Source organism: Trichococcus pasteurii (assembly GCF_900112935.1).
GTDB lineage: Bacteria > Bacillota > Bacilli > Lactobacillales > Aerococcaceae > Trichococcus > Trichococcus pasteurii.
This window is the reverse complement of sequence record NZ_FONM01000006.1, coordinates 30,623-53,108: the sequence shown is the minus strand read 5'-3', so window position 1 is coordinate 53,108 and position 22,486 is coordinate 30,623. Positions and strand designations below refer to the sequence as shown.

Genomic DNA, 22,486 nt, shown 5'->3' with positions numbered 1-22,486 from the left:
TACAAAGGTGGGATTATCATGAAAAAAGTGTTCAGAAAAAAGACGATTACCGGGGAAGCCGGAAATCTGGAAGAAGAGAAGATAGCGGAAGCACAAGTTGAAACAACACTTACAGATAGTGATTTGAAGCAAGAAGAAAAAGAATTTGAATCATTCTTCTCTGATGTTGTAAAAAAATTACCGCAAAAAACATCTGCAAGTGTACTGAACGCATATGACAAATCAAAAGAGCAGGCTGAAAAAATACTGGCTAAAAGTAAAATTCAATTTGACGGTATCTTCGACGAGTTTTTGGAAGGTGTCGATGAAGAAAAACGCAAAAAATGTCACAAGACTGTTCATGCCGCGTCTTTGACAGCAGCCATAATCGGCTGTTCGCCAATCCCTTTTTCAGATGCTTTCTTGCTGGTTCCAGTCCAATTAACAATGATGTCTCGTCTGCACAAGATATTTGGTCAATCATGGTCCGAAAGTCTTGGGAAAAGCCTATCCAGGGAATTGATTGTTGTCGGTTTAGGCAGAGGGGCAGTAGGCAATATCCTGAAATTGGTACCAGCGGTAGGCACTGTTGCAGGTGCCGCAATCAATGGGGCCGTTGCCAGCACCATCACAGAATCTTTAGGCTGGGTAACCGTCAAAATGTTGAATGACGGCGAAGATATTTTCGATCAAGCCATGTCCTTCAAAGGGCAGTTCAACACGTTGTTCAAAACACTTCAGAACTCCAGTAAATCATCAAATAAGAAATGAATTTCATGACAGATAAATTCTTTAGGGACAAAGTTGCAGTTACTTTGTCTCTTTTTTTAATTCACTTAGGTGGCAGTAATAGATGAAGTATTTGGAAAGAGAGTGATATAATAGCTTGCATATCACTGTTTAAGGGGAGAAGCACATGTTTGATTTGGTGAATGATTTCCATATTGCGGTCCCGACCGCGTTTTACGAAAACGAGGATTTGAATACAGAGGCGACGCTGCAGCATATCCGGAATCTTTATGACCAAGGTGTGAAATCCGTCCTGGTGTGCGGCACGACAGGGGAGCAGCACAGCCTGTCGTTGGCGGAGAAATTGCAATTGCTGGAAAGCCTGGACGCGGCCAGTTTCCTGCCGGATGACCTGGAGATCCTTTTCGGAGTGGCCAGCATCAGGCAAAAGGAAGCCCTGCAGCTGGCTGAAAAGGTCAATGCGAACCCAAAAATCAGCGGCGTACTTCTGGGTTTTCCGCCTTATATTTTGCCTTCGCAAAAAGAAGCGAAGCTCTATGTTGAAGCCATCGCAAAAGTCATCAATAAGCCCATCATTCTATATAATAATCCGCGGCGCACGGGGTTCAATCTGGAGTTGGATACTTTTGCTGAACTGATCAAGCTGGCGAACATCATCGGTATCAAAGATGCGGGCGACAGCGCGCGCGTCCCCGAATTGGTTTCTGTTGCCGACAAAAAAATCTACATCTATGCTGGCGGGGAAATCGACTTGGATAAAAAGATCGTATTGGGCGCAAACCGCTTGTCCTCCATGGCGGGTAATCTATATCCTACCGAGGTAGAAGCATATTTCACGGGTTTGTTGCGCGGGCGCGCGGACGAAACAAAAAACGCCCGAATCGAAGAGAAGATTCGGAGCGTTTTTGCGGAAAATCCGATCAGTTACATAAAAAACGAAATCACGAAGCAAATGAATATCGATATGGGCGTTGCGCGTTCGCCGCTGGGTAATCAGTAATAGTTCAGCTTCAGGTAAAAGGACTGAACTCCGGTCTGATGCGCTTCACCGGAGAAAATTGTCATTCAAACATCGGCAGCTCCGATGAGCGTATCATCACAGGAGAATAGTAATGAATAATGATCTTAATCTCCGTCGAGGGGCCCTTCATCGGAGATGCCTGAAGAATGGACAATGTTACGATTGTTGTATACGATGGGAGAGGCGTCCAATTAACTTCATCGCTTTAAAATTTTCGGAACGCATCTCCCTTGCCGTATGTTCCATAAAAAAGTAGTATATTGAATATATAGTTTATTTGAGAATGTTATCATGAAAAGTGAGGAGATCCATTTATGTCGACACCTGAGTTAAGAGCACAAATCATCGAAGCGCACCAAAGCCGCTATGCCACTAAATCCTTCGATCCGACGAAAAAGATTGCCGAGGAAGATTGGGAAACAATCATCGAATCAGCACGCTTATCGCCGAGTTCCTTCGGTTATGAACCTTGGAAATTCCTGTTGGTGAACAACCAGGTAATCAAGGATGATTTGAAGGGGATCGCTGCGGGAGCAGTCAACAGCCTCAACGGCGCCAGCCATTTCGTCATCGCGCTGGCCAGAAAAAATGTGACCATCGAAAGCGACCATGTCAGACACATCGTCGAGGACGTGCTTGGCGTGGACTTTGCGATTGACTCACCGCGCAGCCAATACTTCGACAACTTCCAAAAGAACAATCAGCAATTGACGGACGAACGCACTTTGTACGACTGGGCGTCCAAACAGACGTATATCGCGATGGCCAACATGATGACCACTGCAGCCCTTTTGGGAATCGACAGTTGCCCGATCGAAGGCTTCAACAAATCCAATGTTGAGAAATATCTATCGGAAAAAGGCCTGGTCGACCTGAATGAATTCGGCGTATCCTATATGTTGGGTCTCGGATACCGGAATGAACCAATCACGCCGAAAAAGAGACAGTCCTTGGATGAAATTCTTGAAGTAATCGACTGAACACTTAAAGGGTGAAACGCATCCTGAATTGACGGTGACTGCCTCTAAATACATCAGAAAAACAGCAAGCACAGCAGGAAGACAATCCTATCAGAATAGGGTTGTTTTCCTGCTTTTTTGCAGTATATAGACTAAAATGTGATATTTGGAACAATATTGCCTGAGCAGTATTATTGACTTGGCGTCCACTTCATTGTATAAAGTAAGTACATCTCATCAGTCAACTGCCTTGTGGTTGCCCAGCGGCTATCGGCCCATTACATAAGTTTTGTTAACAAGGAGGAACCTATATGAAAAATTACTTTAATATGAACGATATGACTTTACAGGAATGCGAACATTTCAAAGTTGAAATGGAAATGAAGAAAAACTATTACGGAGCATTTGTCAGCAACGTGCTGACCGATGAAATGACCGAAAAAATGGATGCTATCTGTGGCTGTGAATCGAATCAATAGTTATCGATCAGTGAAATGTTCTGCAGCTGATCAAACAGTGGCCGATTTGCGAGTAGCCAAAAGCGACCAATTGATACTGATGAGATGCAGAAAGAAACTGAGTGATTTCCTGCAGTGGAGCACTTAGGTAGAAGAATACTGAAAAAGGAAACAGCCGGATACGTCAACTGACGTTTTCCGGCTGTTTTTTCGTGTTGGGGCTTGGCATAGATTTTACGGAGCCAAGTTCTTATTGGATTTGACTGAAATCATGGTTGATGATTTCGACCAAATTAAATTCATCCGCTTTGTAGATGAATTTCAGGATGCAGCAGTTTTTCAATCTTGATTTTTGATCAACCTGTTGATTTTGAGCCCACTTGCGCATAAAACCTCTGCAGGCTGCGCCGTGCGAGACTGCCAAAACATTTTGATGATCAGCAGAGTCCATGATCATTTTAAGAGTGGTCGCGAGCCGTTCCCTCATTTGTTCTTCGCTTTCGCCGCCGAATTTTTCAAAAAAATCGCCATAGGGGATAGGCGGGTTCAGGTGTTCGCTTTCGCCTTCGAAGGCACCGAAATGCCATTCCTTCAGCCCCTTGAGACGTTGGTAAGGCATTTGATTGCCGGTCACGATTTCCAACGTATCCGAGGCGCGCTCTGATGTGGATGAATAGGCATGATCGATTTCTATTCGATTATTCGAAAAGTAGGTCCCGGCTATTTGCGCCTGTTGGATTCCGATTTCGGTCAGCGGGGAATCGCACCAACCTTGGATCTTTTTCCGCACATTGAATTCCGTTTCACCGTGACGCATCAGATATAATATTTTTTCCATAGAATCCCTCCAGATTAAGTTCATACTATTGTAAACCGTGGAGTGGACTTCATGTCAATGGGTTACCAAAACAAATGGCATAGTTTGAAATCATTTGTCGCAGTAGACGAAAAAAAAGCCGCTCCCATTCGTCGCAGTGGGAGCGGCTCTATGTTGTTTGTCTTGATTTAATTTCATGTCGCAAAGCCATTATACCACGGACGGACTAGTTATCAAATATCCAGAAACTCTAGTTGGTGCTACGTCTTTTCCGCACCAGTATTCTCCTGCATGATATCTGAACTGGTTTTCCGTTTGTCTGCAATTTTGCCCAAACGGATGACATGGGCAAGATTTTCCTCGTAATTTTCGGCAAAGACGACCGAGTACAGGACATCGAGAAGGTAGATGATGGAAAGGTTGATCGTGAAGTTGCCGATCTTTGAATACAGTTTCTCGCGCGTGGTGATCGGCAGATAGCAGTCGACCACCCGCGAAAGATAGTTGTCGCCGATGCTCGTGATTCCGATCGTCGGGATGCCTTCAGCTTTCAATATGTTCGCTATCTGCTTCATCGCATTGCTTTCGCCGGTGTAAGAAATCAGGATTGCGCAGGTGCCTTCTGGACAGGTGTAGGCTGTGTAGACGTCTTCGCCTTTGATGGTGGAGACGGCAGTGTGGTGTTTGATTCGGTTCATCTTCAGCGCAAAGTCCTGCGGGATGAGCATATTGGCATTGTTGGCGAAGATTTGGATATGCTTCGCCTTCAGCAGCATCTGTTTCGCTTGCTGCAAGGTATCGTGGTGGATGAGCGAGAGCGTATCCTCGATCGTCGATTGTCCGAGCGAGGCCATCTTTTTGCTGATCGTCATGATCGAGTCGTTTGCTTTGAACGGCATATTGGCATCGATGTCGACGAAATTGCGGGTCAGATAGTCGTGCTCTTCTTGGTAAGCCTTTTTGCATTCCACCCATCCGGCAAAACCCAATTTTTTGGCGATGCGGATCAGGGTGGATGGTTGCGTATAGGTTTCGGCTGCGATTTCCTGCATCGTCTTCTCATCCAGCACTTCCGGATAACGCAGCAGGTAGTCCACGACTTCCTTTTCAGCCGGAGAAAACTTGATGGTTTCCATTTTTTCGCGTATCAGCATAGGCGGGGTGCCTCCTTTTCTGAATATTTGTACTAACAAGTTGTCCAGCTTCACGGGTTAGCCCTTCGGAAAGAAGAATAAGGAACCCCTTGTCTCTGCGAGCCAAGGATACTATTCGACTAACCTGCTGACGCAGGAAGTCTCTTAGCATATTGCGCTCTTCGATGCTCAGTTGCATGGGACTTTTAGGGATTCATCCCTTAGAGTCCCAGTACAAGGTGACCGTAGGGAACGTTGCGGACAGATTTCCTAAATTGTCATGACTCTTGCGATTTCAATCGCTTAGAGGCATGATACACTTGACCGATTAGGTCACAGTGTTTCCTTAATCAGGGCTGAACGAACCCATTCAGCCTTTCATTCTATTTACAAAAATTATAAATTAATGTAAATGTTATGTAAACGATATTTCGCTCAAATAAGCCCAAAAAGCGAAAAAAATTTGAATTATTGGGCAGATTTTGCACGAATTTTGTAAAAAGGTTTTGAAGTGTACCCAGAACCCTTGTTATCGATATTTACATGATGGATAATAACCTTGTAAACGAAACGAGGAGGAATATACAAATGACAAAAGGCGTTAAAATTGTAACAATCGGCGGAGGAAGCAGCTACACACCTGAATTAATGGAAGGTTTCATCAAACGTTACGATGAACTGCCTATCCGCGAAATTTGGTTAGTGGACATCGAAGCAGGGAAAGAAAAACTGGAAATCGTGGGCACAATGGCGCAACGTATGTGGGATGCATCCCCTTACGACGTGAAAATCCATATGACTCTGGACCGCAGAGAAGCATTAAAGGATGCTGACTTCGTAACGACGCAATTCCGTGTCGGTTTACTGAATGCGCGTGTCAAAGATGAGCGTATTCCTTTCTCATATGGCATGCTAGGTCAAGAAACAAATGGTGCCGGCGGTATGTTCAAAGCATTCCGTACAATCCCGATCATTTTGCAGATCGTTGAAGACATGAAAGAATTATGCCCGAATGCTTGGTTGGTCAACTTCACAAATCCAAGCGGCATGGTAACAGAAGCAGTCGTACGCTACGGCAAATGGGACAGAGTAATGGGCTTGTGTAACGTTCCGGTTATGGCTACCATGACTGAGCCGAAAGCATTAGGCGTCGAAAAAGAGGACCTGATCTACAAATTTGCTGGTTTGAACCACTTCCACTGGCATAAAGTCGCTGACGACAAAGGCAACGACGTCACTTACAAAGTGATCGATGCCATGTTCGACAAAGATGCAGGCCTTCCGAAAAACATCCATGACATTCCGTTCTACAGAGAACAATTGGAACAAATGGGCATGATCCCTTGCGGCTACCACCGTTATTACTACCGTGAAGAAGAAATGCTGGAACACGGTCTGGAAGAATTCAATGGCGTAGGCACGCGTGCGCAACAAGTGAAAGAGACAGAAGCTGAATTGTTCGAATTATACAAAGATCCAAACCTGGATCACAAACCGGAGCAATTGCAAAAACGTGGGGGAGCGTACTACTCTGACGCTGCTTGTGAAACAATCGCTGCCATCTACGCCAACAAAGACACGCAAATCGTTGTATCGACTAAAAACAATGGCGCTGTTCCTGATCTGCCAGCTGACTGCGTAGTCGAAGTTACGGCTTACGTTGGTGCACAAGGCGCTCGTAACGTTGCTTTCGGTGAATTGCCGACCGCTGAAAAAGGCTGGTTGCAAGTGATGAAAGCTATGGAATTGCTGACTATCGAAGCTGCTGTAACAGGCGACTATGGTACTGCATTACAAGCATTCACGATCAACCCATTAATCCGCTCAGGCGAAACTGCAATCAAAATCATGAACGAATTGTTCATCGCACACAAAAAACACTTGCCGCAATTCGCTGAAACAATCGCACGCTTGGAAGCTGAAGGCGTGACTGTTAAAGATGAAATCGCTAGAGACTTGGACTAATTACGACAAGAAAACCCTATCATTCACTTTTTTTCAAAAAACCATTTGACATTTCCTTGAAAAATGAGTATATTCTGAGAAACAACATAAAAAGTGATGATAAGAAGTAGTAAGTTATTGAGCTGACCAGAAAGGTGCCGGTCGATGCGAGGCACACATGCGAGATAGCCGAATTCATCTTTGAACTTCGCACTGAAATCAAGTAGGCTGCGACGGGTGATAGCGTTCGTTATTTCGCTAGGGTATTATAATGTACCTATCGAGGTAGACTTGCGCGAGTGGTCTATGAACAAAGGTGGTAACACGAGTCTATACGGCTTCGTCCTTTCCAATGAAAATTTGGAATGGACGAAGCTTTTTTTTGTTGAAGAGAAAATGGAGGGATTACTATGAGTTTCAAAGCATTGAGTGAAAAAATCGATTTCGAATTAGTCAAAGAATTATCCAAACTGACACCTGAGCAAGCAGCGATGAAGGCAGCCCGCGACAAACAGTTGCACGACATCGTCGAAGGCAAAGACGATCGCATCCTGTTGATCATCGGACCTTGTTCCGCCCATGATGAGGAAGCGGTAATGGAATATGTGCGTCGTTTGGCGAAACTGCAAGAACAAGTCAAAGACAAAGTGTTCATGGTTCCCCGCATCTACACAAATAAACCGCGTACGACCGGTGACGGCTACAAAGGCTTGTTGCATAAACAAGATCCTACCGGCAAGAGTAACCTGATCCAAGGAATCGCTGCTGTGCGCAGTCTGCACAACCGCGTCATCACGGAAACAGGCTTGACGACGGCTGACGAAATGTTGTACCCGGAAAACCTGGATTTTGTTGATGATCTTGTCAGCTACCATGCAATCGGCGCGCGTTCCGTGGAAGACCAACAGCACCGTTTCGTTGCCAGCGGAATCGATCACCCGGCCGGGATGAAGAACCCGACCAGCGGCAACCTGAAAGTGTTGTTCAACTCTGTTTACGCTGCCCAACAAAAACAAAAATTCATCCATAATGGTGTTGAAGTGCAGTCAAGCTCGAACCCATTGGCGCACGTTGTCTTACGCGGCGGCACGAACGATTACGGCGAAAACGTTCCGAACTACCACTACGAAGACCTAGTCAAAGTCGTGAAAGCATATGAAAGTGGCGATTACAAAAACCCGTTCATCGTTATCGATACCAACCATGACAACTCAGGCAAAAAACACATGGAACAGATCCGCATCGTCAAAGAAACGATGTTCAACCGTACATGGAATGCCGACATCAAGAAATTGGCGCGCGGCTTCATGATCGAAAGCTTCTTGGTGGGCGGCCGTCAAGATGACGATGGCACAGTCTTCGGACAATCCATCACCGACCCATGCCTAGGCTGGGAAGAAACAGAAGAATTGGTTAAATACATCGCAGAAAACGCATAAGAGCATGAATGTGGGGCCAGGAGAAATCCTGGCCTTTTTGTGTTGGGTTTTCGAAGGGGCGGCCACCGAAAGAAACCGTCAGCTCCGATGAGGGAATGTTGGCCGGAGGTGGTTGTATTTGAGGCGACTGTACTCCGGCGAAGCCGCCGGGGTCGGAGGTAATCATCTTGTGGGATGTTCTCCTCCGGCAGAAGGACAGCTAACCGGAGGAAACCATCAGCCCCGATGAGAAGAAATATGCGCCCGGTATCTCATCTCCGACAAAATGAATAAAAGGATAAATGTGTAGCCAGGAGAACTCTAGCCATTTTTGTGTTGCAGTGATTTTTTTAAATCCTTTAGTAAGATTATGATATTTCGAGTAAGAACTTGATATAAAAAGGCTTCCAAAAAATTTAGAATAAATTCATCAAGTGAAATTGATTGAGATTACAAAAAGGAAGAGGGATGAGAATGAGTAAGATTACTATTAACGCAAGCAACAGAGGAGAAAGAAACAATCCGAATCTGCATGGTCAATTCGTGGAGTTTCTTAGAAGCGGTATCTATGATGGGATTTGGGTTGGCGAGGATTCTGCCATACCGAATTATGAAGGATTAAGAAAAGATATCGTAGATGCTTTAAAAGATATCAATCCACCATTATTACGTTGGCCCGGCGGCTGTTTCGCTGATACGTATCACTGGAGAGATGGAGTTGGCCCAAGAGAGCAACGTCCTAAATATTATAATGAGAACTTTGGCACCCAACAGTTGGAGAACAATCATTTTGGGACACACGAATTCATGCGTCTGTGCGAATTGGTGGGAGCAAAACCGTGGTTCAATATCAATATGTTGTCCGGAACTGTTCGGGAAACAAGAGAATGGGTGGAATATGTAAATCGTGAGACTGCAACTACATTGGCGGAAGAAAGAGCCACCAATGGCCATCCGGAACCATTCAATGTTGAATACTGGGGAATCGGCAATGAGAGCTGGGCAGGTGGCGGAAATTACACTGCTGAAGGATATGCAAATGAATACCGCAAACATACAAGTGCCATGCCTCTTTTTGGAGCAGGACTGCCATGGACAACGCCAACTCAAGAGCTGAAGATGATCGCAGTCGGTCCCGATGGAAACAAACCGAAAGAGCGTGTTGAATGGACGAAGGACTTCTTCAAAGAACTTGCGAAGTATCGCAAACCTAAGATCAATGGTTATGATCTGCATTTCTATAACTGGAATATGTCGGATGAAACCGATAAAGTAACGGAATTCAGTAAAGAAGCTTGGTATCGTGTCATAAAGGGCTCCTTTGAATTGGAGGATGTCATCGAAGAGCAATATACTCTCATCCAGCAAGGGTTGAAAGCGATGCCGGTTGAAGAGGGGGCATTTGCTACTCCGATTAATGTCGATTTGATTGTCGGAGAATGGGGCAATTGGCATAACATTGATTTGACCACACCATCCATCCTTTGGCAGCAATGCACGATGAGGGATGCCATCACTACAGCATTGACGTTGGATATTTTCCATAGAAATTGCGACAAGGTGCAGATGGCCTGTGTAGCGCAATCCGTGAATGTCCTAAATTCACTGTTTTTGACGAATGGAAATGAGATCGTTTTAACGCCGAATTATTATGTGTTCAAGATGTATGAAGCGCATAAAAGCGGACATAAAATCGATCTGGCTTTAGAGACAAATACTTTAGGCAATGTTTGTAAAGAAGATTTGAAAAAAATATACAGTTTTGCATCTGTTAAAGATGATGTTGTGACAGTGAATATTGTGAATGTTTCCGCTGATGATTCCGAAAAAATGACGATCAACTTTGGCCAAAAAGTCGAATATATTTCCGGTAGTGTCTTAAGCTCTGAAAAAATGAATGATTACAACGAGTTCGGAGTTGAAGAACAAGTCAAGATCAAGGATGCTGTCGCGCCGGAAATTGACGGAACAAATATTGACTTCGAAGTTGCAAAAGCTTCGGTTACTGTTCTTCAATTCAAACTGGATGAAAATCGGGAGGAAAAGCAAAATGACTAAAAGTAGAGATAAAGCTGGTATTTTGAAGTTAACCATTCTATCCATTTCTTTAATGCTCAGTGCGGCGAGCGCAATTTCAGTAACCTTGCCGATGATAAAAAATCAATTCCCCGATATCGCTCCCGCAACAGTAGAATCTTTGGTAACAATACCTTCTTTCACAATGCTGATATTTATCTTGCTCAGCAGTTTTATTGTCAAGGGAATCGGTAAGAAGAAAACGGTCATGCTTGGCTTGACATTGGCTTTTGTTGGAGGCGTTATTCCGGTTTTTGCAACAAATTTTTCTGTCATTTATATTTCCAGATTTATACTCGGGGCAGGAACAGGTATCTATAATTCACTAGCTGTTAGTTTGATCGGCGATTACTTTGATGGGGAAACGCAACAAAAAATGTTGGGTTATCAAACAGCTTTTTCGACGTTAGGCTCCAGCCTGGCCACTTTCTTAGCGGGTATTCTGGTTAACGTTGCTTGGCAATATTTTATCTCATTTATTTCCTCACTTTACCGATCGTAATTTTAGTCGCTTTATTCTTGCCTGCTGATAAAAAAGAAGTCAGCAATCATGATGCGGAATCAAGCAAGCAAAAGCAAAGAGTCAACTTTTTGGTCATATTCTCATGCATCATGATGTTTGTATTCTTCATACTAATAATGAATATTTTCACCAAAACAAGCACATTGATTGTAGAATTGAACTATACGAATCAAGGGTTTTTGGGAACTGCTTTCACAATGAGCAGCCTGATTGGGGCAATCGGAGGTTTTGTCTATGGCCATGTGCGAAGCGCTCTTAAGCAATTCACTCCAGTAGTCGCTTTGATTCTTATCGGCATCGTGTACCTTTTGATTCCTTCAGTAAACAGTATGCTGATACTTACGATTATCTTGTCTGGTGGAATGCTGGTTGTTTCCATCTTTATCCCTTACATGTACGATATATTGTTGCCAGGAGCTCCGGAAAATTCCACTAACTTAGCTATTTCATTGGCGATGGTTTCCTGCAATCTCGGCTCCTTCTTCTCACCTTTTATGGTACAATGGCTTGGCAATTTAGTCGGAAATACAAGTACAGCTTTTTCGTTTGCACTTGGTGGAATCGTATTCGTGATGATGGCGTTTGTTTTTCTCCTTCGAGGATTTAAGAAAAATACTTCAGTTGTTTTAGAAAACCAAAAATAGACTTCACTTCTAAAGGGGGGCGGGATTCGTGGATTATCAAAGCATGTGCGAACATTTGGCAAAAATAATTAAAGTACCGATTCGCGAGTACGATAGTAATCACAGGCTGAGACATGTGTTTGGAGATTTTAACGCGATCCCTAGTTCCTTGGAAGAAGACAGTAATGCTCTGGAAATGTATGATGAACTGAATAAAATGACTTTGCCTGTAGCTTTTTCTGACAAAAACTTATTATATACGGCAGTCCTCTATGTTGAGGAGCTATCCTGCTATTTTATTTTTGGAAGAGTGAAGGTTCCTCATGCCGATCAGATTATCCAAAGGCATTCATATGCTGATCTGGAAACGATTTGTGAAGCCGTATCCCTTTTTTATGACTATCTTTATGACCAAAAAATTTCTATATTTGATATTCTTTCTTCATCCATGGATGAATCTTCCATTCAAGCAGAAATTTCTAAGAAACTTGGTGAAACGGCTTTTCAATATCAAGAAATGGGTGAACTGCATAATCCATACGATCAGGAACAACGCGAACAAGCCAGTATCCGAGAAGGAAATCATGATAAATTGATGCTCAGTTTTCAGGAGAGTTATGCAGGCAGAGTGGCTTCTTTATCGAAAGATGAATTGCGCTCAATAAAAAATTTAGGTATCGTCGTATTGGCGATTTCCACAAGATCGGCTATTGAAGGCGGCGTCCATTCTGAGCAAGCTTTTCTTTTGAGCGACAGCTATATTTTGAAAGTAGATGAAGCGAAAACACAAAATGAAGTATATAATATTGTACGTGGAGCCGAAATTTACTTTACGAAATTGGTATCTGAGACAAAAGAAATAAAAGTAGAAAATCCTCTCATTTTCCGGACAAAAAATCTCATCCTGAAAAAAATGCATGAGAAAATTGTGGCTGAAGAAATGGCCAGAGAATTAAATACGACCCAGCATATCTATCGACAATTTTTAAAAAGGAAACAGGAATGACTATCCATGAATTTGTTGTCGAAGAAAAATTGAAGATGGCTGAGAATTTATTGCTTTACTCGACTTACACAATTGATGAAATCGCTAACTTTTTGGCTTTCTCCAGCCAAAGCCATTTCGGAAATGTATTCAAAAGGAAATATCAAATAACTCCCAATAAATTTCGTCTGAAAAATGGCATAAAGAAGGGACAGAATGAGTATTGAAATCAAACTACTTAAGCATCGACATCGGCGGCACGAACATCAAATTGGCTCTGATCGACCATTCCGGTCAGATCCAGTCCAAGAAACAAGTGCGCACGCCGCACGAATACGGCGCATTCATCGCCACATTGGAAAATGAAATCGAACTTGTTCTGGATGAGATTCGCGGGATCGCCTTCAGTTGTCCGGGGAAAATCGACACGGAAACAGGCATGATTTCCTTCGGCGGAGCGTTGCCTTTCTTGGACGGTATTTCCTTCATCGATGAATTCCAGCCGAAATTTGATGTGCCGGTTTCCGTCATCAATGACGGGAAGGCTGCAGCGTTGTCGGAGCTTTGGCTCGGCAATCTCAATGGCATCGAGAACGGCTTGGCGCTTGTGCTCGGAACCGGCATCGGCGGCGGACTGATCCTTGACGGCAAACTCTATCAAGGCAAGAATTTCCAGGCTGGCGAATTGAGCTTCATGATGAAGCAGTCAGGTAAGCCAAACTTTGAAGATATGTACGGCATGACCGGTTCGGCTGTTGGACTCGTCAAGAAGGTGAACCTGGAATTGGGGACCGAGGACACGAAGGACGGCGCTGCTGCCTTCGAAGCGATCAATCAAAAAGACCCGAGCGTCTATCCGATTTTCGAAGCCTTTGCCAGGGAAATCGCTTATATGATCTGCAACGTCCAGGCAATCCTTGATCTCGAAAAGATCGTCATCGGCGGCGGGATCAGCGCCCAGCCGATCGTTACCGAAGAAATCCGGAAACAATACCGCGCCATCCGCGCAGAATTGCCTTTCCTGGCGAACACCTTGACTGAAGTTGAGATCGACAGCTGCCGCTTCCTGAATGATGCGAATCTGTTGGGGGCGCTGTACCAGTTGTTGCTGAATGCGGATGAGGAGATGGCAGTGAACGTCTGAAAAACACGCATCGTAAGCAGGTAATGTATTCATTCATCCTGCAATCAAATCCAAAAATACAAACCGCTCATGATCCGTGCAGAGACGCAGGGGTCATGAGCGGTTTATGTGTGTTTGAGGTAGAGGGCATCGGACACCAAAGAAATCAAAATACAGCTTCGAAACGCACCTGATTTGACCTGAAGTGCACTCCATGGTTTATAATGGATGCATAGACAAAGCACAAGAGAGAAGTGAAGATGATGAACAGTAAAGAAGTAGCGCTGATGTTCGACCTGCCGATCGATACGATCAGATATTATGAACGGGTGGGTGTGATTCCGCCGATAACGCGCGACAAAAATGGCTACCGCATCTATGCCAAACGGGACCTCAATTGGATTTTTCTGGCAAAGAGTTTGCGCAAAGCGGGCTTGTCGATCGAGTCGCTGATCGAGTTCGCAACCTTGGCGCAATCGAAAGAGGGTAATGTTCGGGCAGCCCAAAAACAGATTCTGCAGGATCAGTTGACGGAAATCAATTCCAAGCTGGAGGAGATGATGCATGCAAGGGATCTGCTGGAGTACAAGATCGTGACGTTTGATGATCATGTCGCTAAAATCAATGCCGGTGAACTGAGTGATGACGAGGTTGAAGAGCTCTGGACAATGAAACATTTCAAAAAACAGGAAATACCGCTTGCTGTGGAGTAAACTCCATAGTATAGAGTAAGCATTGTAGTAAATATTCCAATTGGAGGTTATGATATGCAAACAGTAAAATTAAACAACGGTGTTGAGATTCCAGTTTTGGGCTTCGGTACTTTTCAGATTACCGATCCTGTTGAGGCAGAACAATCCGTCATTGCAGCAATCAAAGCGGGCTACCGCCATATCGATACAGCCCAGTCGTACATGAACGAAGAAGCGGTCGGACGCGGCATCGCAAATTCCGGCGTGCCGCGCGAAGAGCTTTTTGTGACGACCAAAGTTTGGGTGGAAAATGTTTCCTATGAAGGTGTGAAAGCTTCGATCGAGCGCTCGCTCAACCGTCTGGGCTTGGATTACCTCGATATGCTGTTGATCCACCAGCCATACAGCGATGTCCATGGAGCTTGGAGAGCCATGGAGGAATTGCAGGAACAAGGCATTGTGCGCGCAATCGGTGTTTCCAACTTCGCCGTTGACCGTGCGGTGGATTTGGCGACCTTCAATAAAGTCGTACCGCAGATGAACCAGATTGAAATCAATCCGTTCCACCAACGCATCGAGGTCATTGCAGCGTTGAAAGAGGAAGGCATCATGCCGGAAGCTTGGGCGCCTTTTGCGGAAGGCAAAAATGACATCTTCAACAACGAAGTACTGGTCGCTATCGGGAAAAAATACAACAAATCAGTGGCGCAAGTCATCACCCGCTGGTTGGTGGAGCAGGACATCGTTGTCTTGGCAAAATCGACCAAACCGGAACGAATGGCTGAAAACCTGGATGTGTTCGACTTCGCTTTGACGGATGAAGACAAAGCGCAGATCGCGACTCTTGATGAGGGCGAAAGCCAATTCTTCTCGCATGCCGATCCTAAGATCATCAAATGGTTGGCGGAAAGAAAAATGGGCGTTTAAAAGGAAATCAGAAGGCAACGCCATTTGTAAACATAAAAGCATACACATGTGGAAGCGGCTGATTCAATTTAGCCGCTTTTCTTGTTCAATAGGGAGCACATTTCAAGGCAGAAAGGAAGACCAGCGATGACAAAAGGAACTTCATACCTCACCAGAAACGATACGCTCGGAACAATGGTTGCTAACCCGGCTTTCCGTGGATTCGGCCACTTGCTGCTGCCGTGGAACGACAGGGCGGATTTTGATCTGCCGTTATCGAGTATCGCCAGGCTTTTGCCGTATCACAGCCAGGTGGATGTAGATACAGTCGTTCACGCGCTCAATCGGATGATTGGTGCCGCGGATGCGGGCGAACCTATTTTCTTTGATATTTATTCGGAAGAAGAGAAAGCAAAAGATCCTGAAAAAAGGCAGACCTGCTTGTTCCGGTTTCGCGGCAAAGCCGGATCGCCTTTTGCAGTGATCGCTCCCGGAGGCGGCTTTGCTTATGTCGGGTCCGTCCATGAAGGTTTCCCGTTTGCCGCGAAAATCGCCGAGCATGGTTATCATGCGTTTGTGCTCCGCTACCGTCTGGGGAACCGGAAGGCAACCGAAGACATGGCTGCAGCCATCGATTTCATCGAAGAGCATGCGGCCGAATTGGGCATCAATAGACAGAACTATTCGCTCTGGGGCGGTTCAGCCGGAGCCCGCGTAGTTGCCAATATCAGTGCGAATGGAGTGAAAGCATATGGAGGGAAATCGGGCGTAAGGCCTTGTGCAGTCGTTATGGCCTACACCGGGCATTCGGGCTATTCGGATAATGATGCGCCGACTTTCAGCATCGTCGGTGCGAACGACTACATTGCCGACCCGGAAGTCATGCGCAGAAGAGCGCAGAAAATGAAAGGGTTGGGGATCCCGGTCACTTTCAATGTGGTTGCAAGTTTGGGGCATGGTTTCGGGCTCGGCACCGGCACGAAGGCGGAAGGCTGGATCGATGAGGCGGTCCGTTTTTGGGAAAAACAAATGGAATAGGGCGCGTGCATGTACAAAGAGGTAAATGCGAGAGCACAAAAAAACAGAAATCCGGATAAGGGATTTCTGTTTTTATTTGCAGAATTTTATTTTCTCAATTCAATTGCTGAAACTTTTTCTTCGACGTAAGTCTTTACTTCATTTTTGGGCATCTCCAGCACGACAGCGAATTCGCCGTAAAGCATTTCTTCGGCTTTCTTCATATAGCGTCTGTCGGTTTCGGAAACCTTTTTATTTTTTGTGGCGGCAATCTGGTTCTTGAGGTAGACTGTTTTGATCACTTGGATCAGGTATTTGCAATCATGGCGTTCCATGGCTTTATCATAATGTTCGGAAAGCAGATTCGCGCTGCTGTATAGGATATCCGTTTCTATTGTCGGAATCTGTTCGATTATTTCTTGTGCGTCATCGGCCGAAATAACGGGACGCATAAATACTTTCGTATCAACGGGTGTGAATACTGTTCCGTTCCGATACAGGGGCTTCAGAACATAATAGAGACGATCATTTGCGACAGCAGTGACATTCATAACTTCGATCGCTTCAACTCGGCAGACCCCTTCGTTTCCATACACTATCAAATCATTAACTTTGTACATGTAATCCTCCATATCTCTTCCAAAAGCAACAAAAAAGCGTGCAGAATTTTGACAACAGGACTTACGTTCGTCAAAACAACACGTTGTATAAATATTATACCAAATTTTGACTGTTTTTGTAAGGGGTGATTTCAAGAAAAACTATATAGATAAGTCGATACGTGAAAAGTCAAGTTGTTTCGAAAATGGAAACTTCATTGTGTCCTGCAAGCAAATACTTTATTTTAGATTAAAGTCTTATTCAGAGAGGGAGAAGCGTATGAAGTTTCCAGAAAATTTTTTATGGGGTGGGGCCACATCGGCTGTACAATGTGAAGGAGGTTACGATAAAGGAGGAAGAGGATTGGCTAATGTGGATCTGGTACCCGTGGGTCAAGACAGATACGCTGTAGGCAGCGGGGATTTGCATGCAAATGATTTTGATCCACAGGCATTCTACCCAACAAAGTCGGCAATTGATCTGTATCATAACTACGAGGAGGATATCGCCCTTCTAGGAGAAATGGGCTTTAAGGTCTACAGATTTTCCATATCATGGACAAGGATTTTCCCGAATGGCGATGAAAAAGAACCCAATCAGGAAGGCCTTCAATTTTACAAGAATATCATCAAGGAATGCGGGAAATATGGCATCGAGCCTCTTGTCACAATCAGCCACTTTGAATGTCCGATGGGTTTGGTTGAAAAATTTGGAGGCTGGCGGGACCGGCGGATGGTTGAAGAATATGCCAAATACGCAAAAACGCTCTTTGAAGAATTCCAAGGATCAGTGAAATATTGGATTACCTTCAATGAAATAAATATGGTTCTTCATTTGCCTTTTGTGGCGGCAGGAATTCGCTTCGATGAAGGGGAGAATAGGAATCAGGTCATGATTACCGCTGTCCATCACCAATTGGTGGCGAGCGCGTTGGCCACCAAACTAGCGCATGAAATCGATCCGGATAATCAGATCGGATGCATGATGGCTGCGGGGCCGCACTATCCAGAAACCTGCAAACCCCGGGATTATTGGAAGGCTATGGAAGATGATAGAGAAAATTATATGTTTATTGACGTCCAAAGTTGGGGGTATTATCCGCAATACGCGCTGAATTGGGTAGCGAAAAGAAATGCTGAGATACCTTTTATCGATGGGGACCGAGAATTGTTGCGCAATCATCCGGTTGATTTTGTCAGCTTTTCCTACTATTCCTCACATGTCAGCACTTCAGAGGAGAACAGAACCGACGTTACACCCGGGAATGTATTCCAATCGATAGTGAACCCACATTTGAAATCGAGTGAGTGGGGATGGCAAATCGATCCGCTCGGGCTTAGGATCACTTTGAATTTACTGAGTGATCGGTATCGAAAACCGTTGTTCATCGTGGAAAACGGCCTGGGTGCTAAGGACAGGGTTGAGGACAATGGCAAAATCCAAGATGATTATCGTATCAATTATTTGCAGGAACATATCCTGGCTATGCGTGACGCAGTAAGTGAAGACGGCATCGATCTGATCGGCTATACGACCTGGGGATGCATTGACCTTGTGTCGAATACTTCCGGGGAAATGGAGAAGCGTTATGGTTTCGTTTACGTTGATCTCGACAATGAAGGGGCCGGGACTAGGAAAAGGCTCAAAAAAGATTCGTTTGAATGGTACAAAAAGGTGATCGCTTCGAATGGGGAATGTTTGTGATTTAACGGACTTCAGGATATTCGAAGGAGGATCTATCAACTTTTTTGCATGATGATGCCAGCAAGCAAAACATCCACGACATATTTTAAAGCAAAATCGTTCAGGGTAGTTTCGTTTGAAGGAACGACGCATTTGTTGGGAAATTCGAGTTGGTCATTGCAGGTGATGAGCCAAGTTGTGCTCTGCAGGCTCTTGATCCTTCGAGTGATCCGCTTGCTGTATCTGAAAGTGTTGTCGTTAACGCTGAGAACGAGAAGAAAACCATCTTGATTGAGCGGGAAATCGACGTCAAAATCAGCATCGCAAATGACAGTCGAAATGGAAAGACGACTCAACTCAATCTGGATGGTGTGGCAAACGGAGCGGATATCACCTTGGGCAAATAAATAGACACGTTTTTGCCTGCCTATGACGTTCACTAGTTTTTCCAGAGTGGCATAATCGAGATGGTTTGTAACGTACTGGAATGTCTCGCTTAATTTCTGGTTGAAAAGGGCGACATTCTCAGGAAAACCGTACGCTTTATTGAACAGAAAGGATTTTCTCTCCAGGGAATCTACATAATTCCGGCAAGCATCCTTGAAGCTTGCGTAGTTTTCGTATCCTAGAGTTCGGATAGTTTTGGAGATTTGACCTTTCGAAACAAAGCATCCGGCAGCAACAGCATCTATCGTCAAGAAGGGGATTTCGTCAATATGGGATTTGATGTAGCCAGCGATGGCATAAATGGAATCATTCTGATTTCTTGTATTCAGTATGTCGTTGACCTTATCGAGAATCATGCTGCACCTCCTGAAGTTTCTATCTTTAGTATAGATGAAATCCATTAATTTTCAACACAAGCATGGGGATAGCGGGAACGCTGGGAAATTCTATGCAAACATGGTTGAAATCATTTTAGCATCCAAAGGGGGATTGACTCCGGCAAATGGATCGGAGTGTATAATTATGAAAAATATGTACTATGCAGGACTTGTTTTTTTAGGGGGATGCTGTTACGGCATCCTTTCGACTTTTGTGAAAATAGCATATGCGAACGGATTTAGTTCTGCTGCCGTGACGGGTGCGCAGTACTTGTTCGGTACGATGATGTTGTGGCTTGTTTTACAGTTTACAAAAAAGGAAAAGCTTTCCGTAAAGGAGTCGGTGAAACTTTTGTCATCAGGCATCCCTTTCGGTTTGACCGGAATCTTTTATTATCAAGCGCTGCAATCATTGAGTGCCTCATTAGCGATTGTATTCCTTTTTCAATTTGTTTGGATCGGATCAGTGATCGAGTGGCTTGCTTACAGACGTGTTCCGGATAAAACGAAGCTAGTGTCGATCGCCGTGCTTTTGTTCGGCTCTTTATTGGTGGCTGACGTTTTTTCGAAAAGTACCTCATCGTTCACATTGAGCGGCTTGATGTGGGGGATTATGGCAGCAGTCAGTTTTGCGACTTTCCTTTTTTTGAGCAGTGCTGTCGGGAGTCATCTCCCGCCCGTTCAAAAAAGTGCCTTGCTGGCTACAGGCGCGAGCATACTCGTGTCCATTTGTTATCCGCCGGTCTTCATCCTTGAGGGCACGACGTTCTTTAGCCTTGCTCCATACGGCCTGCTTCTTGGTCTTTTCGGTGTAGTGCTGCCTCCGTTGCTTTATTCGATCGGAATGCCGCATGTCGGACCCAGCCTAGGAACGATTTTGACATCGTCCGAACTTCCCGTAGCGATACTGATGTCCTCAGTCGTATTATCAGAGCCAGTCCCACCTGTAAAGTGGACGGGTGTTATATTAATTTTGATAGGCATCAGTCTGAATAGTTTGAAAGATTCGAAAAAGACGGGAATGCTAAAAAAGACAGAATACCAGTGATTCATATACCGAAAAAATCCCCGACCGAGCTGCATTATGAGCTTGGTCGGGGATTCTTTGTTAACTTATAGGAATTTATAAAATTTTCCAGAGTGAAAAGTGCATCACCGGAGGTGTTTCACAAGTTTGCAAAATGTTTCATGCACCTAAAATGATGTCCAGCTGCACGGGTTAGCCCTTCGGAAATTAGATAAATCTGACCCATTGCGCTCTACGATGCTCATTCAGGGCCAGATTTCCTAAATTTCTTTCAGGGCTGAACGAACCCGTTCAGCTTTTCTTATGCTTCGTCGAACAGCGTTTTTCCGTCGCTGGCTATGACGTCCTTGTACCAATAGAAACTGTCTTTCTTGTAGCGCTTCAGGGAAGGTTCGACGGCTTCTTCGTACTGATCGACATAGACGAAGCCGTAGCGTTTTTGGTAGCCGTTCAGCCAGCTGAGCAGATCGGTGAACGACCATGTGCAGTATGCGAGCACTTCCGAGCCTTCTTCGATCGCCAGTTTGATCTCCTTAAGGTGTTCCGACAGATAGGCGATCCGATAAGGGTCATGGATGCTTCCGTCCTCTTCAAGCGTGTCGAAAGCGCCGAGTCCGTTTTCGGAAATGATGATCGGCAGGTCATAGCGGCTAGTGATGTCGCGGCAACCAACGCGGATGCCGATCGGATCGATGGTCCAATCCCAATCAGTCGTCGGCAGATTCGGATTCAGCGGATTCTTGTACAAGCCCGGAACGCCCGGAATGGTCATCGAACCTTTTTCACCGGTCGTGTTGAACACACCGCTGCTGTCGATGCCGTCCATCGGATTGTATTCGACCGTGTCACTGCGGTAATAATTGACGCCCATGAAGTCAACGTGCTTGGCCGCTTCCGCCAACAATTCCGCATCACCCGATTCAAATTCAGGCGCTACGCCTTTAGTCTGCAAGTATTTCATGGCCGCTTTCGGATAGCGCCCATACGCGTAAACATCCATCCACCAATAGTTTTTCAGGTCGTCGTAATCCATCTTGGCGACGACATTTTCCGGCTTGCAGTCGATCGCGTAGCTCGGATGCAGGGCGAAGCTCGCACCGATCATGCCGTCCGGAACCAGATCCTGGAAGGCAAGCACGGCCTCGGCATGCGCCAGGAAGACGTTATGGTTGACTTGGTAGTAGAGTTTTTCTTCGCCGCTCATTTTCGGCGGATGCTGCGCCGTCATCCAGCCCATCCGTGTGAAAATGTTCTGCTCGTTGATCGTGATCCAGTATTTCACTTTGCTGCCGTAAGCCTCGAACAAGGTGACCGCGTATTTCTTGAAGTCGGCGATGATTTCCCGGCTTTCCCAACCGCGGTATTTTTCCTGAAGGAACAGCGGCAGATCCCAGTGATAGATCGTCACCATCGGCTCGACGTTGTTTTCCAGGCACAGGTCGATCAGCTTGTGGTAGAAATCCAAGCCTTTCTGGTTCACTTCATCCATGGAAGTTGGGAAAATCCGTGCCCAAGCGATCGAGAAACGATAGGTTTTCAACCCCATTTCCGCCATCAAACGGACATCTTCCTCCACGCGATGGTAATGGTCGACCGCAACATCACCGTTTGTGTTTTTGTAGGTGGTGCCGGGCACTTTCACGAATTCATCCCAGATCGAAGGGCCTTTGCCGTCCTCGTCCCACGCGCCTTCCACCTGATAGGCTGCTGATGCGCTGCCCCACAGGAAATCCTTCGGAAAAGCATTTTTGTTTGCTTGCATCATAGTTTTGAACACTCCTTTTTTCAGCATGATCCATTCCAAACGCTACTTCATCTCTATTCTAACATGCTTGGTACAGAAAACGCATGGCATAAGGTAGCGTTTGCAATAATTTGGTCCGGTTCCTAACATTTTGACTGATTTAACAGACGCCGACCCCTCCGGA

Annotated in this window: 20 protein-coding genes, 1 pseudogene and 1 other annotated feature; of the genes and pseudogenes, 16 read left to right on the top strand and 5 right to left on the bottom strand. The window is 45.2% G+C overall.

Annotation, left to right across the window (positions count from 1 at the left end; all coding sequences use genetic code 11):
• Nucleotides 1-18: 18 nt before the first annotated feature.
• From BM184_RS07045 to BM184_RS15270, 4 genes are all read left to right on the top strand, one after another.
• On the top strand, nucleotides 19-750 hold the full coding sequence (locus BM184_RS07045; RefSeq protein ID WP_086942665.1) for a YcjF family protein: 732 nt from the start codon (nucleotides 19-21) through the stop codon (nucleotides 748-750).
• A gap of 145 nt (nucleotides 751-895) precedes the next feature.
• Nucleotides 896-1,729 (top strand): dihydrodipicolinate synthase family protein, encoded by an 834-nt coding sequence (locus tag BM184_RS07040; protein WP_086942666.1) that lies wholly within the window; start codon nucleotides 896-898, stop codon nucleotides 1,727-1,729.
• A gap of 335 nt (nucleotides 1,730-2,064) precedes the next feature.
• A complete protein-coding gene (locus BM184_RS07035; RefSeq protein ID WP_086942667.1) occupies nucleotides 2,065-2,730 on the top strand; it encodes an NAD(P)H-dependent oxidoreductase in 666 nt (221 codons plus the stop codon).
• Between the two features lie 290 nt (nucleotides 2,731-3,020).
• Nucleotides 3,021-3,188 (top strand): hypothetical protein, encoded by a 168-nt coding sequence (locus BM184_RS15270; protein WP_177208580.1) that lies wholly within the window; start codon nucleotides 3,021-3,023, stop codon nucleotides 3,186-3,188.
• A gap of 229 nt (nucleotides 3,189-3,417) precedes the next feature.
• Here BM184_RS15270 and BM184_RS07030 read toward each other — a convergent pair whose 3' ends face one another.
• Complete coding sequence (locus BM184_RS07030) at nucleotides 3,418-4,005, bottom strand: histidine phosphatase family protein (protein ID WP_086942668.1); 588 nt, start codon at nucleotides 4,003-4,005, stop codon at nucleotides 3,418-3,420.
• Nucleotides 4,006-4,244: 239 nt separating this feature from the next.
• Nucleotides 4,245-5,138, bottom strand: coding sequence for a MurR/RpiR family transcriptional regulator (locus tag BM184_RS07025; protein WP_086942669.1), 894 nt, complete (start codon nucleotides 5,136-5,138; stop codon nucleotides 4,245-4,247).
• 567 nt (nucleotides 5,139-5,705) lie between these two features.
• Between BM184_RS07025 and BM184_RS07020 the strand changes: the two genes are divergently transcribed.
• The 10 genes and pseudogenes from BM184_RS07020 (at nucleotide 5,706) to BM184_RS06970 (ending at nucleotide 16,445) form a co-directional block, all read left to right on the top strand.
• Complete coding sequence (locus tag BM184_RS07020; protein WP_086942670.1) at nucleotides 5,706-7,082, top strand: 6-phospho-beta-glucosidase; 1,377 nt, start codon at nucleotides 5,706-5,708, stop codon at nucleotides 7,080-7,082.
• Nucleotides 7,083-7,169: 87 nt separating this feature from the next.
• Nucleotides 7,170-7,412, top strand: a binding site (T-box leader).
• Nucleotides 7,413-7,471: 59 nt separating this feature from the next.
• Nucleotides 7,472-8,500 (top strand): 3-deoxy-7-phosphoheptulonate synthase, encoded by a 1,029-nt coding sequence (locus tag BM184_RS07015; RefSeq protein ID WP_086942671.1) that lies wholly within the window; start codon nucleotides 7,472-7,474, stop codon nucleotides 8,498-8,500.
• 453 nt (nucleotides 8,501-8,953) lie between these two features.
• Nucleotides 8,954-10,537 carry an alpha-N-arabinofuranosidase gene (locus BM184_RS07010; RefSeq protein WP_177208579.1) on the top strand — a complete coding sequence of 528 codons (1,584 nt, stop codon included), beginning with the start codon at nucleotides 8,954-8,956 and terminating at the stop codon, nucleotides 10,535-10,537.
• Nucleotides 10,422-11,722, top strand: a pseudogene (locus BM184_RS15705) (MFS transporter). Before BM184_RS07010 ends, BM184_RS15705 begins: the two are co-directional and overlap by 116 nt.
• A 28-nt stretch (nucleotides 11,723-11,750) precedes the next feature.
• Nucleotides 11,751-12,707: a hypothetical protein gene (locus tag BM184_RS06995; RefSeq protein WP_143091122.1), complete on the top strand. Its 957-nt coding sequence runs from the start codon at nucleotides 11,751-11,753 to the stop codon at nucleotides 12,705-12,707.
• Nucleotides 12,704-12,913: a helix-turn-helix domain-containing protein gene (locus tag BM184_RS06990; protein ID WP_245830673.1), complete on the top strand. Its 210-nt coding sequence runs from the start codon at nucleotides 12,704-12,706 to the stop codon at nucleotides 12,911-12,913. The genes BM184_RS06995 and BM184_RS06990 overlap by 4 nt, the downstream gene beginning before the upstream one ends.
• Entirely contained in the window at nucleotides 12,910-13,830 is a 921-nt protein-coding gene (locus BM184_RS06985; RefSeq protein WP_086942677.1) for an ROK family protein, read from the top strand. Before BM184_RS06990 ends, BM184_RS06985 begins: the two co-directional genes overlap by 4 nt.
• A 242-nt stretch (nucleotides 13,831-14,072) precedes the next feature.
• Nucleotides 14,073-14,522 carry a MerR family transcriptional regulator gene (locus BM184_RS06980; protein WP_086942734.1) on the top strand — a complete coding sequence of 150 codons (450 nt, stop codon included), beginning with the start codon at nucleotides 14,073-14,075 and terminating at the stop codon, nucleotides 14,520-14,522.
• 54 nt (nucleotides 14,523-14,576) lie between these two features.
• Nucleotides 14,577-15,428, top strand: coding sequence for an aldo/keto reductase (locus BM184_RS06975; RefSeq protein WP_086942678.1), 852 nt, complete (start codon nucleotides 14,577-14,579; stop codon nucleotides 15,426-15,428).
• Nucleotides 15,429-15,554: 126 nt separating this feature from the next.
• Nucleotides 15,555-16,445, top strand: a complete 891-nt coding sequence (locus tag BM184_RS06970) for an alpha/beta hydrolase (RefSeq protein WP_086942679.1) — start codon at nucleotides 15,555-15,557, stop codon at nucleotides 16,443-16,445.
• 86 nt (nucleotides 16,446-16,531) lie between these two features.
• On the opposite strand, the gene BM184_RS06965 is transcribed toward BM184_RS06970, so the two are convergent.
• Entirely contained in the window at nucleotides 16,532-17,044 is a 513-nt protein-coding gene (locus tag BM184_RS06965) for a CarD family transcriptional regulator (protein ID WP_177208577.1), read from the bottom strand.
• A gap of 259 nt (nucleotides 17,045-17,303) precedes the next feature.
• Between BM184_RS06965 and BM184_RS06960 the strand changes: the two genes are divergently transcribed.
• Entirely contained in the window at nucleotides 17,304-18,728 is a 1,425-nt protein-coding gene (locus tag BM184_RS06960) for a 6-phospho-beta-glucosidase (protein ID WP_086942681.1), read from the top strand.
• Between the two features lie 35 nt (nucleotides 18,729-18,763).
• Here BM184_RS06960 and BM184_RS06955 read toward each other — a convergent pair whose 3' ends face one another.
• On the bottom strand, nucleotides 18,764-19,510 hold the full coding sequence (locus BM184_RS06955; RefSeq protein ID WP_177208576.1) for a MurR/RpiR family transcriptional regulator: 747 nt from the start codon (nucleotides 19,508-19,510) through the stop codon (nucleotides 18,764-18,766).
• Nucleotides 19,511-19,676: 166 nt separating this feature from the next.
• Between BM184_RS06955 and BM184_RS06950 the strand changes: the two genes are divergently transcribed.
• Nucleotides 19,677-20,579 carry an EamA family transporter gene (locus tag BM184_RS06950; protein WP_086942683.1) on the top strand — a complete coding sequence of 301 codons (903 nt, stop codon included), beginning with the start codon at nucleotides 19,677-19,679 and terminating at the stop codon, nucleotides 20,577-20,579.
• A 280-nt stretch (nucleotides 20,580-20,859) separates the two neighbouring features.
• On the opposite strand, the gene BM184_RS06945 is transcribed toward BM184_RS06950, so the two are convergent.
• A complete protein-coding gene (locus tag BM184_RS06945; RefSeq protein ID WP_086942735.1) occupies nucleotides 20,860-22,323 on the bottom strand; it encodes a glycoside hydrolase family 1 protein in 1,464 nt (487 codons plus the stop codon).
• Between the last annotated feature and the right edge of the window lie 163 nt (nucleotides 22,324-22,486).